This window comes from Nocardioides sp., assembly GCF_031422975.1.
GTDB lineage: Bacteria > Actinomycetota > Actinomycetes > Propionibacteriales > Nocardioidaceae > Nocardioides.
Map to the genome: position 1 here is coordinate 1 of NZ_JANPEO010000046.1, position 15,712 is coordinate 15,712.

Sequence of the window (15,712 nt, forward strand, 5' to 3'; positions counted from 1 at the left end):
TCACTCCGGACTGCACGAGCTCCCGGATCCCGAACGGCTCGACGACCTTCAGGAAGTCCGAGAGCTTGTCAGGGTTGCCGGTGATCTCGACCGTGATCGCATCGGGTGCCACGTCGATCACCTTGGCGCGGAAGAGCTGGACGGCGTCGAGCACCGCGCCGCGCGACTGCGCGTCGGCCTTGACCTTGACGAGCATCAGCTCGCGGGTGATCGAGGACGTGCCGTCGAGCTCGACGATCTTGATCACCTCGATCAGCTTGTTCAGCTGCTTGGTGACCTGCTCGAGCGGGGACTCGTCGACGTTGACCACGATCGTCATCCGCGAGACCTCGGGGTGCTCGGTGGGGCCGACGGCCAGGCTCTCGATGTTGAAGCCGCGACGGCTGAAGAGGCCGGCGATGCGGGCCAGGACGCCGGGCTTGTTCTCGACGAGGACAGACAGGGTGTGCGTGCTCATCACAGATCATCCTCGTCGAACTGGGGCGCGAGGTCGCGCGCGTACTGGATCTCGTCGTTGCCGGTGCCGGCCGCGACCATCGGCCAGACCATGGCGTCGCGGTGCACCCGGAAGTCGACGACGACCGGCTGGTCGTTGATCGACATCGCCTTCTCGATGGTGGCGTCGACATCCTCCGGCGAGTCACAGGAGAGCCCGACGCAGCCGTAGGCGTCGGCGAGCTTGACGAAGTCGGGGATGCGCTTGCTGTGCAGGTCGGTGTTGGAGTAGCGCTCGTTGTAGAAGAGCGTCTGCCACTGGCGCACCATGCCGAGCGACTCGTTGTTGATGATCGCGACCTTGATCGGGATGTCGTTGATCGCGCAGGTGGCCAGCTCCTGGTTGGTCATCTGGAAGCAGCCGTCGCCGTCGATGGCCCACACCACCGTGTCGGGCATGCCGACCTTGGCCCCCATCGCGGCCGGGACGGCGTAGCCCATGGTGCCGAGGCCACCGGAGTTGAGCCAGGTGTTGGGGCGCTCGTAGCGGACGAACTGCGCGGCCCACATCTGGTGCTGGCCCACGCCGGAGGCGTAGATGGCATCCGGCCCGGCGATGGCGCCCAGCCGCTCGATGACGTACTGCGGAGCGAGTGAGCCGTCGGCGGGGATGTCATAGCCCAGCGGGTAGGTCGTCTTGACGCCGGACAGGAACGCGATCCAGCCCTCGTAGTCGCCGGTGTTGCCCGCGGCGGTCTCGGTGGCGAGCAGCGCGAGCAGCTCGGTGATCACCTCGCCGCAGTCACCCACGATCGGGACGTCGGCGTAGCGGTTCTTGCCGATCTCCGCGGGGTCGATGTCGGCGTGGATGACCTTGGCGCTGGGCGCGAACGAGTCGAGGTTGCCGGTGACGCGGTCGTCGAACCGGGCGCCCAGGCTGATGATCAGGTCGCTCTTCTGCAGAGCGGCAACGGCGGCCACGGTGCCGTGCATGCCCGGCATGCCGAGGTGTTGCGGGTGAGAGTCCGGGAAGGCGCCGCGAGCCATCAAGGTCGTGACCACGGGCATCCCGGTCGCTTCGGCAAGCTTGAGCAGACCGGCCGAGGACCGGGAGCGGATCACGCCGCCGCCGACATAGAGGACCGGTCGACGCGACTCGAGGATCAGGCGCACCGCCTCGCGGATCTGCTTGCTGTGCGGGCGGGTCACCGGGCGGTAGCCGGGAAGCTGGAGCTCGGTCGGCCACTGGTAGGTGGTCATCGCCTGGAGGGCCGACTTGGCGATGTCGACCAGGACCGGGCCGGGTCGGCCGGTGGAGGCGATGTGGAATGCCTCGGCGATCGTGCGCGGGATGTCCGCGAGGTCGATGACGAGGAAGTTGTGCTTGGTGATCGGCATCGTGATGCCACGGATGTCGGCCTCCTGGAAGGCGTCGGTGCCGATGGCGGCGGCCCCGACCTGGCCGGTGATGGCGACGAGCGGGACCGAGTCCATGTGCGCGTCCGCGAGCGGCGTGACCAGGTTGGTGGCGCCCGGCCCGGACGTCGCCATACAGACACCGACCCGACCGGTGGCGGCGGCGTAGCCCTGCGCGGCATGGCCAGCGCCCTGCTCGTGGCGCACGAGGATGTGCCGGATGAGAGTCGAGTCCATCAGGGGGTCGTACGCCGGGAGGATGGCCCCGCCCGGGATGCCGAAGATGTCGGTGGTGCCCGCGCTCTCGAGGGACTTGATCAGGCTCTGTGCGCCAGTCATGGCTGCTCCAGCGACCCCGCCCTGCTCTGTCATGGTCGAACCTTTGCTTGTATGGCGAATGAAAAAACCCCTCGGCCCGGCGGGCAACGAGGGGAGGACGCGTGGGCGGCGAGGTCGAGGACCTCAGCTCACGCGTCGCGTGCGTACAAGAATGTCAGTGCGCATGCATCTACCGTCGCCGTCGGGGGGCTCCGACGTCAACCTACTCTGCCAGCCGTCCCACTACTTGGTACGGCGATCCCACCATGTGGCTGCGGTGAGGCCGGTCTCAGTCGCGGTCGGCGACGGTGCAGATGCACGAGCGGTTGCCCTCGCGGTCCGCCACCACCCAGTAGGACGGGGCCGCCGCATCGCTGACAAGCGTGCCGCCGGCGTCGAGCACCGCCTGCAGTCGGCTCTCACCCTCGTCCATGGGCACCCACACGTCGAAGTGCCAACGCTGCGCAACATCGGTGTCGGGCAGAGCCGGTCCCTCGTCATGCGGCGCCTGGAACCACACGGTCGGCACCTGGCCGCTCGGGTCCACCGGCTCACCGTTCTTCACCTCGCCACCGAGCAGTGCGGCGTAGAACGGCGCCAGCTCCTCCCCCTGTGCCGTGTCCAGCCCGAGGTCGAGCTGGGTCAGCCCGGCGACGTCCGCCTCGGCCCCCACCTCGGCGGCATATCCACTGATCTTCCGCGCGAGGTCGATGTCGCGGCTGGTGATGCCACCGATGTCATGGCTGCTGAGAGTGACCATCACTTCGGGGTACGTCAGGGAGATGTCCGGGTGGTGGTTGGCCTCCTCCGCCGCCGCCCCGATGCGATCGACCAGGGCCAGCCCGGTGGCGAAGTCGCCCGTCTTGAAGCGCGCCCTGAGGTTGCCGAGCACCTGTCGCCAGTCACCGAGGCCTGCGTCGGCAACCTCGCGGTGGGTGAGTTTCTGCTTGGGGTCAGTCATGGCAGCACCTTCTGTCCGAGCTCGGAGTCCGTGTCCTTCACCCAACCACGGACCTGCGAGGGTGGCCACCGCCTCGCGTCGACGATGCTCGGTCAGCGCGAGCCGAACACCTGGGCGGCGTACCACCGTCCGCTGGCGCTCTCCCGGGCGGCCACGGCGACGAGGCGATAACCACGGTTCAAGATGTTGGCGCGGTGGCCCGCTGAGTGCATCCAGCCCCGGACGACCTCGCGGCCGCTGGGGTAGCCGTAGGCGACGTTCTCCCCCGCCAGACCCAGGCTGCAGGTGCGCATGACGGGACCGAGGTCCTGGTGGTACATCGACTCCTGCCGCGCCATCGCGACGGCCTGCCGCGCGGCAAAGCGTTGCAGGCAGCCATCGGTGTCCAGGGCGCGGAGGTCGTAGCGGGCGCGGGCGCCGTTGGTGGCGCGCACTGCCGAGCTCCGGTAGGTCGACTGGGGCGACGCCACCACACCGCGAGCCTCGTCGGCCCGCGGGGCCGGGGACGCCGGAGATGCCGGGACCGCGCCCACGAGGAGGGTGATCGCGAGCACCAGGGGCAGGACGAGGACGGCGGGGAGTCTGGACATTCCCGACATCGTAGGCCGTGCGCTCAGGCGATGCGCAGCTGCGCCAACGCCTGGATCTGGCGGCCGTGGGCGTCGAAGTTGTCGGGAGACAGCCAAGTCTGCAGTGCCGCCCTGACCGCCGGCCACTTCACGTCGGTGATGGAGAACCAGTCGGTGTCGCGGTTGCGGCCCCGATGCACCACCGCGTTGCGGAAGCGACCTTCGTAGCTGAACCCGAGCCGGGCAGCCGCCCGCCGGGACGGCTCGTTGAGGCTGTCGCACTTCCACTCCGCGCGGCGGTAGCCGAGCTCGTCGAAGGCGTGGGCCAGCATCAGGGACATCGCTTCGGTCGCGGCGGCGGTGCGCTGGAGCACCTCCGCGAAGACGATCCCGCCGACCTCGACAGAGCCGTTGGCGGGGTCGTTGCGGAGATAGCAGGCGACGCCCCGACCGGCCCCGTGGGGAGTCAGGATCGCCATCGGCCACGCCGCCGGGAGCTCGCGCAACGCGGCGACGTAGTCCTCGAATGCCGTCAGCTCCGTCAGGTCGGGATAGGGGTAGTAGGTCCAGAGGCGTGGCGAGCTCTGGAGCACCATCGGCCCGTGCAGCACCGACGCATGGTGGGGTCGCAGTTGCTCGAGGCGCACTCGCGGGCCGACGAGCTCCACCGGCTCGATCGCGGGACGCGGGGTCCAGCCCGGCACCGGGTCGCCGATGGGCTGCCCGAACTCGTTGATGCGCGTCACCCACCCATCTGACACGGTGGACGCATGGCTTCTGCATTCGACTCGCTCAAGAAGGCCGCGCAGGCCGTGATCGGCGCGCCCAACGTGTTCAACGCTGCCCGTACTGCCGGGGCCAGCGCCTCGGCGGCCGCCGACGTGATGGCGGCTTCGGCGGCAGCCATCCAGATCGCTTCGTCGGCCACCGACGGCACACCCGGCATGGAGAACGCCATCCGGCACTTCATCTGGCAGGCCTACATCGCCGGGCGCCACGGGGCCGCGGTCGCCGAGGCCGTCGCCACGGCCCACGAAGAGGGCCGCAACACCCCCCACGACACCCGCATCGACCTGCACAACAACGCGGCCGGACGGGCGTACGGCGCAGCGAACTCGGCCACCATCGGACAGGGCTCCCTCACCGACGCGCTGAAGGCCCTCGTGCCGGTCGCCCAGCAGAAGTGGGCCGCCGACGAGCTCATCTGGGTAAAACCTCACTGAGCTTCGCGCATTCCTCCCCGACGGCGGACCGTGCGTCCTATCGTGGCATCAGGGGCACGCCCCGCCCCGGCCCAGCCCCTGATCAACCCCCCGGCGATCAGGGGCTGTGGCTATTTCGGAGCTAACTGGTCACGGCCCCGTGGGCGGCCGACTGGACGACCTTGGCGTACTTGCCGAGGACGCCGCGGGTGTACTTCGGGGCAAGCGGCTCCCAGCCGTGCTTGCGTCGGGCAAGCTCGGCCTCATCGATGTCGACCTCGAGGGTGCGGTTGGCCACGTCGAGGGTGATCGGGTCGCCGTCGGCGACGAATGCGATCGGCCCGGCGTCGACCGCCTCGGGAGCGATGTGGCCCACGCACAGGCCGGTGGTGCCACCCGAGAAGCGGCCATCGGTGACCAGCAGCACGTCCTTGCCCAGGCCGGCGCCCTTGATCGCGCCGGTGATGGCCAGCATCTCCCGCATGCCGGGGCCCCCCTTGGGGCCTTCGTAGCGGATGACCACGACGTCGCGCGCCTTGATCTCGCCGGCCGCGAGCGCGTCGAGCGCCTTGCGCTCACCGTCGAACACGCGGGCCGTGCCGGTGAAGGTCGTGTCGTCGAAGCCCGCGCTCTTGACCACGGCGCCCTCGGGGGCGAGGGAGCCGCGAAGAATGGCGATGCCGCCGGTGGCGTGGATCGGCTTGTCGAGGCCACGCAGGACGTCGCCGTCGAGACCGGACGGATTGAGGGCCTCGAGGTTCTCGCGCATCGTCCTGCCCGTGACGGTGAGGGTGTCGCCGTGCATCAGTCCCGCGTCGAGCAGCGCCTTCATGACCACCGGGATACCGCCGACCTTGTCGACGTCGTTCATCACGTAGCGACCGAAGGGCTTGAGGTCGCCCAGGTGCGGGACCTTGTCGCCGATGCGGTTGAAGTCGTCGAGGTCGAGGTCGACGTCGGCCTCACGGGCGATCGCGAGCAGGTGGAGTACGGCGTTGGTCGAGCCGCCGAGGGCCATCACGACGGCGATGGCGTTCTCGAAGGCCGGCCTCGTCATGATCTGGCGGGCGGTGATGCCCTGGCGCAGCAGCTCGACGACGGCCTCGCCGGAACGGTGGGCGAACCCGTCGCGACGACGGTCCACTGCAGGCGGAGCCGCGCTGCCGGGCAGGCTCATGCCGAGAGCCTCGGCGACGCTGGCCATGGTGTTGGCGGTGTACATCCCACCGCACGCGCCCTCACCGGGGCAGATCGCCCGCTCGATGCGGTCGACCTCCTCGCGGGTGATCTTGCCTGCCAGACACGCGCCAACGGCCTCGAAGGCGTCGATGATCGTCACGTCGTTGCCGTCGACGGAGCCCGGCATCGTCGAGCCGGCGTAGAGGAAGACGCTGGCGAGGTCGAGGCGAGCGGCCGCCATCAGCATGCCGGGCAGCGACTTGTCGCAGCCGGCGAGCAGGACGCTGCCGTCGAGCCGCTCGGCCATCATCACGGTCTCGACCGAGTCGGCGATGACCTCGCGCGAGACGAGCGAGTAGTGCATGCCCTCGTGACCCATGGAGATGCCGTCGGAGACCGAGATCGTCCCGAACTCCAGCGGGTAGCCCCCGCCAGCGTGCACGCCGTTCTTCACGGCCTTGGCCAGCCGGTCCAGGCTCAGGTTGCAGGGGGTGATCTCGTTCCAACTGGACGCGACGCCGATCTGCGGCTTGACCCAGTCGTCGTCCCCCATGCCCACCGCGCGGAGCATGCCGCGGGCGGCCGCCTTCTCGAGACCGTCGGTGACGTCGCGGGATCGGGGCTTGATGTCGGGCTGCTGTCCCGTGGGCTGGGTCATGACGTCAGGCTAGTCCGGCTCCGGCGTCGACCGTGCGCCCGTCTCAGGACGCACGGCGGGTGGCCGTCCGTCGAGAGCCGGTGAGCGATCCCTCTCCGGTGTCGCGGTCAGCGAGACTCGGCAGCCGCCTTGAGGGACGCCAGGCCCTTGTCGAAGTCCTTGCCGATCGCCCTGTCGAACATCAGCCTGCCGGCCAGCATCATCACGAGGCCGCGTTTGCCGCTCATCGTCCACACCACGCGGGTGTGGCCGTTGCCGGCCTGCTCGAGGTCGAAGGTCGTGAGGTTGCGCGCCTTGAAGGGCTTGAGGAACGTCAGATCGACCGCCACCCTCGCGGGGATGGACTCGATGATCTCCATCTCGCCCTCGCCGGCCTTCTTGTTGCCCGACCAGTGATAGCGCGAGCCGACGCCCGACGCGGGACCCGAGTAGGTGCGCTCCATCGCCGGGTCCAGGCCCTCCCAGGGCGACCACTGCGGCCACTGCCGGAAGTCGTCGACCAGGCCGTGGACCCGGTCGGTGGGGGCGTTGATGGTCGTGGAGCGCGACATCGAGAAGTCAGCCATGGCGAGATCCTAGGGAGCGAGTCGGACGATCAGGGTCAGGCGAGGGAGGCGGCCCGGACGAACATCACGTCCGGGAGGTCCGTGCGGATCTCCTGCCAGGTCTCCCCGGTGTCGGGAGAGCACCAGACGGCGCCGTTGCGGCTGCCGAAGTAGAGACCCGGCGAGCCGTGGTCATCGGCACACATCGCGTCACGCATGACCGCGGCGTAGAAACCGTCCGGCAGGGAGCCCTCGCCGAGGGGTTCCCAGCTGGCGCCGCCGTCGGTCGTTCGACACACACGTGCCTTGCCGTCGACCGGCCAGCGTGCGCCGGCATCCGCGATCGGGAAGGTGTAGGCAGTGTTGCCCTGGTGCGGGTGGGTCACCATCGCGAAGCCGAACTCCGAGGGCAGACCCGGCGCGATGTCGTGCCAGGAGGTGCCGCCGTCGTCGGAGCGGTAGACCCCGCCGTGGTTCTGGAGGAAGAGCCGGTCCGGGTCGGTCGCGTCGCGGGCCACCTTGTGCACGCACTGTCCGAACTCCGGGTAGTTGCGCTCGCCGGGGTAGAACTCGGCCTTGACCCCGGTGTTGGACGCCGACCATGAGTCGCCGCCGTCGGAGGTCCGGTAGACGCCCCCGGTCGAGATCGCCGCGAGCACCGAGTCGCCGTCGGTCGGGTGCGGCAGGATCGTGTGGAAGGCCTGGCCTCCGAAGCCCGCGTTCCACTCCTGGCGGTGCGGGTGGTCCCAGAGTCCGCGGACGAGCTCGAAGGTCTCCCCCCGATCGGTCGAGCGGAAGAGTGCGCCCGGCTCGGTGCCGGCCCACACGACGCCGTCCTCGACACCCGGGGCCAGCTGCCACACGCGCGCCAGGGTGGCGGGGCTGCCGTCGGGCAGGGTCGCCTCCTCGGGGAAGCGGATCGCACCGTTGGGCGTCTCCTGCCAGGTTGCGCCGAGGTCGTCGGAGCGCCAGACCTGCGGTCCGAGCCAGCTCGACGAGGCACCCGCGAACAGGCGTGGCGTGCCGCCGCGGCGGTCGATGAGGACGGAATAGACCTCCTCCATCGCGAAGTGGGGACTCGACCACTCCCAGGCCGTGCGGGCCTCGTCGGAGGTTCCGATCCACAGACCCTTGCGGGTTCCGACCATCAACAACGTGCGCGCCATCGCGTTTCCCTCCGTCGACCTGTTGTTGGCCCCACTCTCAAGACCCCGTATTCCTAACAGGAACAGTAGTCTTATCCCATCATGGGTCAAGACCTTCCCGTCACCTCGTACGCGCTCCTCGGGCTGCTCACCTTCGGCGACGCGCTGACCGGCTACGAGCTCAAGCAGCGCGCCGACGCGACCCTGCGGTTCTACTGGGTCTCCCCCGCGATGAGTCAGGTCTACAGCGAGCTGTCTCGCCTCGCCGCGCACGACCTCGTCACCGCCAGCGGCGAGGGGCGGGGTACGACGTACACCATCAGCCACGCCGGCCGGGAGGCCCTCGCCGCCTGGCTGCGGGACAGCGCACCCGGCTTCCCGGTCCTCAAGCATCCGGTCGCGCTACGGCTGCTGCTCGGGCACCTCGTCGACCTGGAGACCACCCTGGCCCTGCTCCGCGACCACGTCCGCGCCCTCGAGAAGGAGCGCGCGGCGCTGCTCGAGGTGCGCGAGAGCCTGCGCGGTCGCGACGCCCCCGGCGCGACGTTCCGCCATCCCAGTCTCGTGGCCGACTGGGGTCTCGACTACTTCGAGAACGAGAGTCGTATCGTCAGCGACCTGATCCGGCGCCTTGAGGAAGAAGGGCCCTAGGCACTGAGGAGGCACCGTGACGCGAGCCGTCTGGTTGGTCGTCATCGGCATCGTGTCGGTCCAGGTCGGCGCCGCGATCGCCAAGGACCTCTTCGGCACCATCTCCCCCACCTCGATGGTCTTCCTGCGCCTCGTCACCAGCACGCTCGTGCTCCTGGCGCTCGCCCGGCCGTCATGGAAGGGCCGCGGCCGCGCGGACTGGCTGGTCGTCGCCGGGTTCGGCGCCAGTCTCGGGCTGATGAACTGGGCGATCTACCAGTCCTTCGCCCGGATCCCGCTCGGCCTCGCGGTGACGATCGAGTTCATCGGCCCGCTCACCCTCGCCGTCGTGGGCTCGCACCGGGCCCGGGACCTGGTCTGGGTGGGGCTCGCCGCGACCGGGGTGGTGCTGCTCGGCTTCGAACCGGCCGACCTCGACCCGGTCGGGGTCGCGGCCGCCCTCCTGGCCGGCGCCGCCTGGGCGGCGTACATCCTGCTGAGCGCCCGGACGGGGCAACGGTGGCCGGGCTTCGACGGCCTGGCGATCGCGAGCGCCTTCGCCACGCTGCTGCTCACCGGGCCGGCCCTGGTCTCGGGTGGCACTGCGCTGCTCGACCCGCACGTCCTGTTGGTCGGCGTCCTCGTAGGGGTGCTGAGCTCGGTCATCCCCTACAGCTGCGAACTCGTCGCCTTGCGGTCCCTCGCACCGAGCGTCTTCGGCATCTTGATGAGTCTCGAGCCGGCCGCAGCGGCCCTGGCCGCGATCGTCGTGCTGCAGGAGTTGCTCTCCCCGGTCCAGTGGCTGGCGGTCCTGTGCGTGGTGGTCGCCAGCGTGGGCGCGACACGCAGCCGCTCGGTGCTCGGCGAGCCGGTCCCGGACTGAGCCTCGAACCAGCGCTGGATCCGGGGACCGCTGAGGCACAATCTGCGCATGGAGAAGACGACCCCCGGCGCGGTCACCACCGACGCCCGAGTCCGTTTCGTGGACGTGCTGTCCGATGACGGCACCCGCATTCGGGCCTGGACCAACGACCCCGAGGGCACCATCGACGGTCCGACCGTCCTGCTCTGCAACGGCCTCGGCACCAGCGCGTGGGCGTGGCCGGCGCTGCTCGAGCCCGACTGCGGTGTACGCGTCGTCTCCTGGAACCACCGCGGTGTCGGCGGCTCCGCACGCCCCTCGGACGCAAACCGCGTCGGCATCACCGAGTTCGTCGAGGACGGGCTCTCGGTGATGGATCACTTCGGCATCGACCGGGCCGTGCTGATGGGCTGGTCGATGGGCGTCAACACGATGTTCGAGCTGGCGCTGCGCCACCCCGAGCGGGTCACCGGCCTGTTCGCCGTGTGCGGCGTCCCGGGCAACACCTTCGCCACCATGCTCGGGCCGCTGCACCTCCCGCACTGGGCGGCCCGGATCGCCACCGTCAACCTCTCCCGGCTGTTGAAGCTGAGCGGGCGGGCGCTGACCCCGATCGCAAGCCGTCTGCCCATCGGCGCCAGGACGGTCTCCGTCCTGGGCCACACCGGCTTCATGTTCCGGCAGGCCGACCCCGAGATGACGGCCCGCGCGATCAAGGAGCTCCTCGCCACTCCGATCGAGTGGTACTTCCACCTCGCGCTCAAGACCTCCGAGCACGCTCGCGTCTCGCTGAGCCCGATCTCGGTGCCGGCCTACTTCGTGGCCGGGACCTACGACGTGCTGTCCGGCGCCCGCGACATGGCGTCCGCTTCGGAGCGGATGCAGCAGGCCGGCTACGCGGAGCTGAGGACCAGCCACTTCGCCCAGATGGAGCAACCCGACGTGGTCCACCAGCTGCTCCTGGAGTTCCTCGAGCACGTGGGCTGATGCGCCGGCCCGGGGTGGTCTGCTCGACGCTCGCACTCCTCGCGGTCGGCGTCGCCGGCTGCGCCGGGGCCGGCGAGCCGCCCAGCGACACAGGCCGGCCGCGGGTGACCGCCACCGTCGCGACCGGGCTGGCCGTCCCGTGGGGTATCGCGTTCCTGCCCGACGGCTCGGCTGTGGTGACCGAGCGCGACTCGCGTCGCGTGCTCCGTCTCGCACCCCGCGGTGAGTCGGTCGAGGTCACCGAGATCGGTCTGGTCGAGGAGGCCGCTCCGGAGGTCGAGGCCGGTCTCCTCGGTGTTGCCGTCTCCCCCGAGTTCGCCTCGGACCACACGTTGTTCCTCTACGCGACCACGGCTCGCGACAACACCGTCTTCAAGGTCGCCCTGGTCGGCGACCACCTCGGCACGCCGACCCCGATCCTGACCGGCATCCCGAAGGGCGTCATCCACGACGGCGGCCGGTTGGCGTTCGGGCCCGACGGATTCCTCTACGTCTCCACCGGCGAGACCGGCGACCCGACCCTGGCCCAGGACCCCGAGTCGCTCGCCGGCAAGATCCTTCGGATCACCCCCGACGGAGACCCTGCCCCCGGCAACCCCGACGAAGGCTCCCCCGTCTGGTCACTCGGCCACCGCAATGTCCAGGGACTCGCCTTCGACGCGTCCGGTCAGCTGTGGGCCAGTGAGTTCGGCGACCAGACCTTCGACGAGCTCAACCGCGTCACCAGGGGCGGCAACTACGGCTGGCCGGATGTGGAGGGGCGCGGCGGTGAGCCGGAGTACGTCGACCCGGTGCTCACCTGGTCGACCGAGGACGCCTCCCCATCAGGCCTCGCGTTCGCGCACGGCGCCCTGTGGATGGCCGCGCTGCGCGGGCAACGCCTCTGGCAGATCCCGCTCGACGGCGACACCCCGGGCGCGCCGGTCGGACTGTTCACCGGCGACTACGGCCGGCTCCGCACCGTGGTCTCCACACCCACGGGCGACCTCTGGGTCGCGACCTCCAACCGCGACGGTCGCGGGGACCCGGCCGACCTCGACGACCGCATCCTGCTCGTCAGTCCCGGTTGATCACGCTGCGCCGCGACGCCCGCCGCAGCGTGGTCAGGATCGCCGGCCCGAGCACGATCAGCGCGACCGAGGTGGTGATCGCCCGTCCGGTGTCCCAGCTGCCGGTCGAGGTCAGCAGGGTGTAGACACCGAAGCGGTGCAGGTTCTCGATGAGCGGCGCCCCGGCGACGTACGACAGGGATCCCTCGTGGCCGACCACCGCGATGCCGAGCGTGAACGGCCAGCTCGAGAGGTTCATCAAGATGCCGAAGGCGTACGACGCAATGATCCCGTAGCCCACCAGCGCGGCGATCTCGGCGCGACCGGAGAGGCGGCGCGGCAGGAATCCGGCCCCCATCCCGATCCAGGCCGAGACGAGCATCTGGAACGGCAGCCACGGTCCGACCCCGCCGGTCATCAGCGCGGACGCGAACAGCGACGTGCAGCCGAGCACGAACCCGAACCCCGGCCCGAACACCCGCCCGGCCAGGATCAGCAGGAAGAAGACGAGCTCGATCCCGGCCGTGCCCGCGCCCAGCCCGCGCAGGATCGCGTTGACCGCCGACAGCACGCCCAAGATGGCGAGCACCCGCGCGTCCATCCCGCCCTCGCTGAACTCCGCGAGCACGACCACGATCACCAGCGGCAGCAGGGCCAGGAAGATGAACGGCGGATCGACCCGCGCCGAGTCGGGCACGTCGAGCAGCAGCGGCCAGCCCAGCATCATCAGCCCCGCGAGCGACGCGACGGCCAGCACCGCCGCCGAGCGCGGGCGGATCGGGAGAGCGGTCGTGCCCGGCGTGCTCACGACGTCCTCAACGCCGTGACGACCTCGTCCACGCGCAACCAGGGCGGGCCGAGGATCTTGGTGACCTGCGGCGCGAAGGACGGCGAGGCGGCGACGACCTCGCGCGCCGGGCCGGAGGAGACGACCTCGCCCTCCGCGAGCACGATCACGTCGTCGGCGACGGTCGCGACGAACTCCACGTCGTGGGTGGCGATGAGCACCGCGTGCTCGTCGTCGGCCAGGTCGGAGACGATCCGGGCGAGCCCGGCCTTGGCGGTGTAGTCGAGCCCACGGGTCGGCTCGTCGAGGAGCACGATCCGGGGTCTGGCAGTCAGCACGATCGCCAACACCAGTGCCAGCCGCTGTCCCTCGGACAGATCCCTCGGGTGCATGGTGGCCTCGATCCCCGGGACGAGGCGCTCGAGCAGGTCGCGGCAGGTGCCGGCCCCGGCGTTAGCGCCGGCGTCGGCGGCGGCGCACTCCTCGGCTACGGACTCGAGGTAAAGCAGGTCGGCGGCGGTCTGCGGCACCAGGCCGACGAGCGAGCGCCGGCCCGCGGCGTCGAGGCGACCGGGATCCTGGTCCGCCACCGACACGGTGCCCGAGCGGCGCGCCTGCGAGCCTTGCAGCGTCCACATCAGCGTCGACTTGCCCGCACCGTTGCGCCCCATCAGGGCGGTCACGTGGCCGCTGCGCAGGTCGAGGTCGACGCCGTCCAGCACGACGTCGCGGCCGTGGGCGACCAGCAGCCCTCGGGCGGACAGCACCGTCGAGCCTGCGGGCGGCTCGGCGATGGCCGGCGCGGTCAGCTCCAGCGACCGCGCCTGCCGCCGGGCATCGCGCACGCTCAACGGCAGCGGCGACCAGCCGGCCGCACGGCCGAGCTCGATGATGGGGGGAACCACGGGAGACACGGCGAGGACGGCCGCGGGAGAGCCCACGAGCACTCCCCCGTCGCCGGTCAGCAGGCAGACGCGGTCGGCGAACGGCACCACCCGCTCGAGCCGGTGCTCGGCGAGCAGCACGGTGAGCCCGAGGTCGTGGACGAGCCGGGTCACCGTCGCCAGCACGTCCTCGGCAGCGGTCGGGTCGAGGGCCGAGGTCGGCTCGTCGAGCACCAGCAGGCGCGGGTGCGTGGTGAGGACCGCGCCGATCGCCACCCGCTGCTGCTGCCCACCCGAGAGTGTGCGCAGGTCGCGGTGTCGCAGCTCGGCGATGCCGAGCAGGTCGAGGGTCTCCTCGACCCGGCGGCGCATGGTGTCGCCGGGCAGGCCGAGCTGCTCCATGCCGTAGGCGAGCTCCTCCTCGACCGTGTCGGTGACGAAGCCGGCGACCGGGTCCTGCCCGACGTAGCCCACGATGTGCGCTCGGTCGCGCGGCGGCTGGTCGATCACGCTGACCCCGTCGATGAGTACGTCGCCGGACAGCGTGCCGCCGCTGAACCGCGGCACCAGACCGGTCAGCACGCCCAGCAACGTCGACTTGCCGACCCCGGTGCGCCCGGAGACGAGCACCAGCTCGCCCTCCTCGAGGGTGAGGTCGACACCGCGCAGGATGGCCGCCCCGTGAGTCGATCCGTCGTAGGCGAAGTGGATGTTGCGCAGCTCGATCACGCGCCGACCTCCAGGGGTGCCGAGATGGGCAGGCGCGGAGGTGGCGCGGCGAGGGCCGGCACGAGTCCCAGCAGGGCAGCACCGAGGGCGAGCACGCTGAGGTAGGGCATGGCCGACACGGACGGATAGACCACCAGCGGCTCGGCCCGACCCAGCTGCCACACGAGCGCACCGACGGCCAGCCCGGACCCGGCCACCACGAGCTCGGCGAGCTGCCAGCGGTCGGGGCGGTAACGCGAGCGCTCGACCCGGCGGCCGGCGCTGACCAGGCCGATCACCGCGACCAGCGTGCCCACGACCAGGAGTGGCCTGGCCAGCCAGCGAGGCGCCGTCTCGTCGAGCAGCGCGTAGGTGCCGACGCACAGGCCGCAGAGCGCGCTCAGCAGCAGCACGCCGGTCGTCCACCGCTGGCCGCGCGTCGCCGAGCCGGCGCGGCCGTAGCCGCGCGCGTCCATGCCCGCCGCCAACGCCAGCGAGCGCTCCAGCGCGTCCTCGAGCACCGGCACCAGGAACCGGCGGAGCCTTCCGACCCGGCCGCTCGCGTCACCTCGCAGCGCCTGGGCCGCGCGGACGCGGCGGGCACTGTCGGCGAGCTGCGGGAAGACGGTGACGGCGACGACGAGGGCGGTGCCGATCTCGTAGAGCGCGGGCGGCACCGACTTGAGCAGCCGCTTGGGGTTGGCGAGCGAGTTGGCGGCGCCGATGCAGATCACGATCGCGGCGAGGCGCAGGCCGTCATAGAGCCCCGACAACAGCGCCTCCTGGGTGATCGGCCCGAGCAACCGCACCCCCGCGACCCACTCGGGCAGCGGAATCGTCGGCAGGTCGACCAGCACTCGACCCGAGCCCACGCCACCGAAGACGATCCGGAAGGCGACGCGGATGATCACGATCATCAGCCCGAGCAACAGGTAGAGCCGGAACGACCGCGCCCACGGGTGGTCGGAGCGTCGCGCCATCACCACCAGCGCCACAGACGTGACCAGCAGCCCGAGCAACAGCGGGTTGGTCGTCAGCGTCGCGGCACCCGCCAGGCCGACGGCCCAGGTCCACCAGGCGACCGGATGCAGGTCACGGGCCAGTCGGGGTGCCATCAGTGGCGGGTACGCCGTCGTGCGGCGTACGTCGACATGCCGATCGCCACCAGCAGCAGGCCCAGGATCGTCAGGGTGAGCCAGGTCGGGACCCGAGCAGAGTCGGCGTCGGCCTGCATGGCGTCGGGGGTGGCGTCGGGGGTGGCGTCGCGAGGCGCCGCCGGCTGCTCGGTCGCGCTCGCCGACGGCGACCGGGTGGGCCTCCGGGCCGGCTCCGTGGTGGGCCGGCCGGGCGATGCGGCGCTCGCGCTCGGGGCCGGGG

The 15,712-nt window shown here is 70.8% G+C and carries 17 protein-coding genes; 5 read left to right on the plus strand and 12 right to left on the minus strand.

What is annotated here, in order from left to right:
• The 5 genes from ilvN to RMO85_RS01610 all read right to left on the minus strand — a co-directional run.
• Positions 1-457, minus strand: a 457-nt coding sequence (gene ilvN, locus RMO85_RS01590) for an acetolactate synthase small subunit (RefSeq protein WP_310526043.1), incomplete at its 3' end; no start/stop codon positions are given.
• Positions 457-2,190 carry an acetolactate synthase large subunit gene (locus tag RMO85_RS01595; RefSeq protein WP_397202817.1) on the minus strand — a complete coding sequence of 578 codons (1,734 nt, stop codon included), beginning with the start codon at positions 2,188-2,190 and terminating at the stop codon, positions 457-459. The genes ilvN and RMO85_RS01595, both read right to left, overlap by 1 nt.
• Positions 2,191-2,458: 268 nt before the next feature.
• On the minus strand, positions 2,459-3,130 hold the full coding sequence (locus tag RMO85_RS01600) for a 4a-hydroxytetrahydrobiopterin dehydratase (RefSeq protein ID WP_310526046.1): 672 nt from the start codon (positions 3,128-3,130) through the stop codon (positions 2,459-2,461).
• 92 nt (positions 3,131-3,222) lie between these two features.
• Positions 3,223-3,720: a CAP domain-containing protein gene (locus RMO85_RS01605; protein WP_310526047.1), complete on the minus strand. Its 498-nt coding sequence runs from the start codon at positions 3,718-3,720 to the stop codon at positions 3,223-3,225.
• A 23-nt stretch (positions 3,721-3,743) separates the two neighbouring features.
• A complete protein-coding gene (locus tag RMO85_RS01610; protein WP_310526049.1) occupies positions 3,744-4,445 on the minus strand; it encodes a GNAT family protein in 702 nt (233 codons plus the stop codon).
• 24 nt (positions 4,446-4,469) lie between these two features.
• Here RMO85_RS01610 and RMO85_RS01615 point away from each other — a divergent pair, with 24 nt between their 5' ends.
• Positions 4,470-4,922, plus strand: coding sequence for a DUF6973 domain-containing protein (locus RMO85_RS01615; RefSeq protein ID WP_310526051.1), 453 nt, complete (start codon positions 4,470-4,472; stop codon positions 4,920-4,922).
• Positions 4,923-5,043: 121 nt separating this feature from the next.
• On the opposite strand, the gene ilvD is transcribed toward RMO85_RS01615, so the two are convergent.
• The 3 genes from ilvD to RMO85_RS01630 form a co-directional block, all read right to left on the minus strand.
• Entirely contained in the window at positions 5,044-6,738 is a 1,695-nt protein-coding gene (gene ilvD, locus RMO85_RS01620; protein ID WP_310526052.1) for a dihydroxy-acid dehydratase, read from the minus strand.
• Positions 6,739-6,845: 107 nt separating this feature from the next.
• The gene (locus RMO85_RS01625; protein WP_310526053.1) at positions 6,846-7,304 is read right to left on the minus strand and encodes an SRPBCC family protein; all 459 of its coding nucleotides are present in this window, start codon (positions 7,302-7,304) and stop codon (positions 6,846-6,848) included.
• Between the two features lie 35 nt (positions 7,305-7,339).
• Positions 7,340-8,449, minus strand: coding sequence for an exo-alpha-sialidase (locus RMO85_RS01630; RefSeq protein ID WP_310526054.1), 1,110 nt, complete (start codon positions 8,447-8,449; stop codon positions 7,340-7,342).
• An 81-nt stretch (positions 8,450-8,530) separates the two neighbouring features.
• Between RMO85_RS01630 and RMO85_RS01635 the strand changes: the two genes are divergently transcribed.
• Genes RMO85_RS01635 through RMO85_RS01650 form a run of 4 tightly spaced genes read left to right on the plus strand, consistent with a single transcriptional unit; the run spans position 8,531 to position 11,977 of the window.
• The gene (locus RMO85_RS01635; RefSeq protein WP_310526056.1) at positions 8,531-9,079 is read left to right on the plus strand and encodes a PadR family transcriptional regulator; all 549 of its coding nucleotides are present in this window, start codon (positions 8,531-8,533) and stop codon (positions 9,077-9,079) included.
• Between the two features lie 16 nt (positions 9,080-9,095).
• Positions 9,096-9,941, plus strand: coding sequence for an EamA family transporter (locus RMO85_RS01640; protein ID WP_310526058.1), 846 nt, complete (start codon positions 9,096-9,098; stop codon positions 9,939-9,941).
• A gap of 48 nt (positions 9,942-9,989) precedes the next feature.
• The gene (locus tag RMO85_RS01645) at positions 9,990-10,907 is read left to right on the plus strand and encodes an alpha/beta hydrolase (protein WP_310526060.1); all 918 of its coding nucleotides are present in this window, start codon (positions 9,990-9,992) and stop codon (positions 10,905-10,907) included.
• Positions 10,907-11,977 (plus strand): PQQ-dependent sugar dehydrogenase, encoded by a 1,071-nt coding sequence (locus tag RMO85_RS01650; RefSeq protein ID WP_310526062.1) that lies wholly within the window; start codon positions 10,907-10,909, stop codon positions 11,975-11,977. The genes RMO85_RS01645 and RMO85_RS01650 overlap by 1 nt, the downstream gene beginning before the upstream one ends.
• Here the strand turns inward: RMO85_RS01650 and RMO85_RS01655 are convergent.
• The 4 genes from RMO85_RS01655 to RMO85_RS01670 form a co-directional block, all read right to left on the minus strand.
• Positions 11,964-12,764: an ECF transporter S component gene (locus RMO85_RS01655; RefSeq protein ID WP_310526063.1), complete on the minus strand. Its 801-nt coding sequence runs from the start codon at positions 12,762-12,764 to the stop codon at positions 11,964-11,966. The two genes, RMO85_RS01650 and RMO85_RS01655, sit on opposite strands and share 14 nt — an antisense overlap.
• The gene (locus RMO85_RS01660; RefSeq protein ID WP_310526065.1) at positions 12,761-14,356 is read right to left on the minus strand and encodes an ATP-binding cassette domain-containing protein; all 1,596 of its coding nucleotides are present in this window, start codon (positions 14,354-14,356) and stop codon (positions 12,761-12,763) included. The genes RMO85_RS01655 and RMO85_RS01660 overlap by 4 nt, the downstream gene beginning before the upstream one ends.
• Complete coding sequence (locus tag RMO85_RS01665; protein WP_310526067.1) at positions 14,353-15,450, minus strand: energy-coupling factor transporter transmembrane component T; 1,098 nt, start codon at positions 15,448-15,450, stop codon at positions 14,353-14,355. Before RMO85_RS01665 ends, RMO85_RS01660 begins: the two co-directional genes overlap by 4 nt.
• A partial coding sequence (locus RMO85_RS01670; protein ID WP_397202824.1) for a hypothetical protein occupies positions 15,450-15,712 on the minus strand: 263 nt, incomplete at its 5' end. The genes RMO85_RS01665 and RMO85_RS01670, both read right to left, overlap by 1 nt.

Bases quoted from the DNA above. Each gene is read 5' to 3' on its own strand.
- RMO85_RS01595 (WP_397202817.1), bottom strand. From the start codon at position 2,190: ATGACTGGCGCACAGAGCCTGATCAAGTCCCTCGAGAGCGCGGGCACC.
- RMO85_RS01600 (WP_310526046.1), bottom strand. From the start codon at position 3,130: ATGACTGACCCCAAGCAGAAACTCACCCACCGCGAGGTTGCCGACGCA.
- RMO85_RS01605 (WP_310526047.1), bottom strand. From the start codon at position 3,720: ATGTCCAGACTCCCCGCCGTCCTCGTCCTGCCCCTGGTGCTCGCGATC.
- RMO85_RS01615 (WP_310526051.1), top strand. From the start codon at position 4,470: ATGGCTTCTGCATTCGACTCGCTCAAGAAGGCCGCGCAGGCCGTGATC.
- ilvD (WP_310526052.1), bottom strand. From the start codon at position 6,738: ATGACCCAGCCCACGGGACAGCAGCCCGACATCAAGCCCCGATCCCGC.
- RMO85_RS01625 (WP_310526053.1), bottom strand. From the start codon at position 7,304: ATGGCTGACTTCTCGATGTCGCGCTCCACGACCATCAACGCCCCCACC.
- RMO85_RS01630 (WP_310526054.1), bottom strand. From the start codon at position 8,449: ATGGCGCGCACGTTGTTGATGGTCGGAACCCGCAAGGGTCTGTGGATC.
- RMO85_RS01635 (WP_310526056.1), top strand. From the start codon at position 8,531: ATGGGTCAAGACCTTCCCGTCACCTCGTACGCGCTCCTCGGGCTGCTC.
- RMO85_RS01645 (WP_310526060.1), top strand. From the start codon at position 9,990: ATGGAGAAGACGACCCCCGGCGCGGTCACCACCGACGCCCGAGTCCGT.
- RMO85_RS01650 (WP_310526062.1), top strand. From the start codon at position 10,907: ATGCGCCGGCCCGGGGTGGTCTGCTCGACGCTCGCACTCCTCGCGGTC.
- RMO85_RS01665 (WP_310526067.1), bottom strand. From the start codon at position 15,450: ATGGCACCCCGACTGGCCCGTGACCTGCATCCGGTCGCCTGGTGGACC.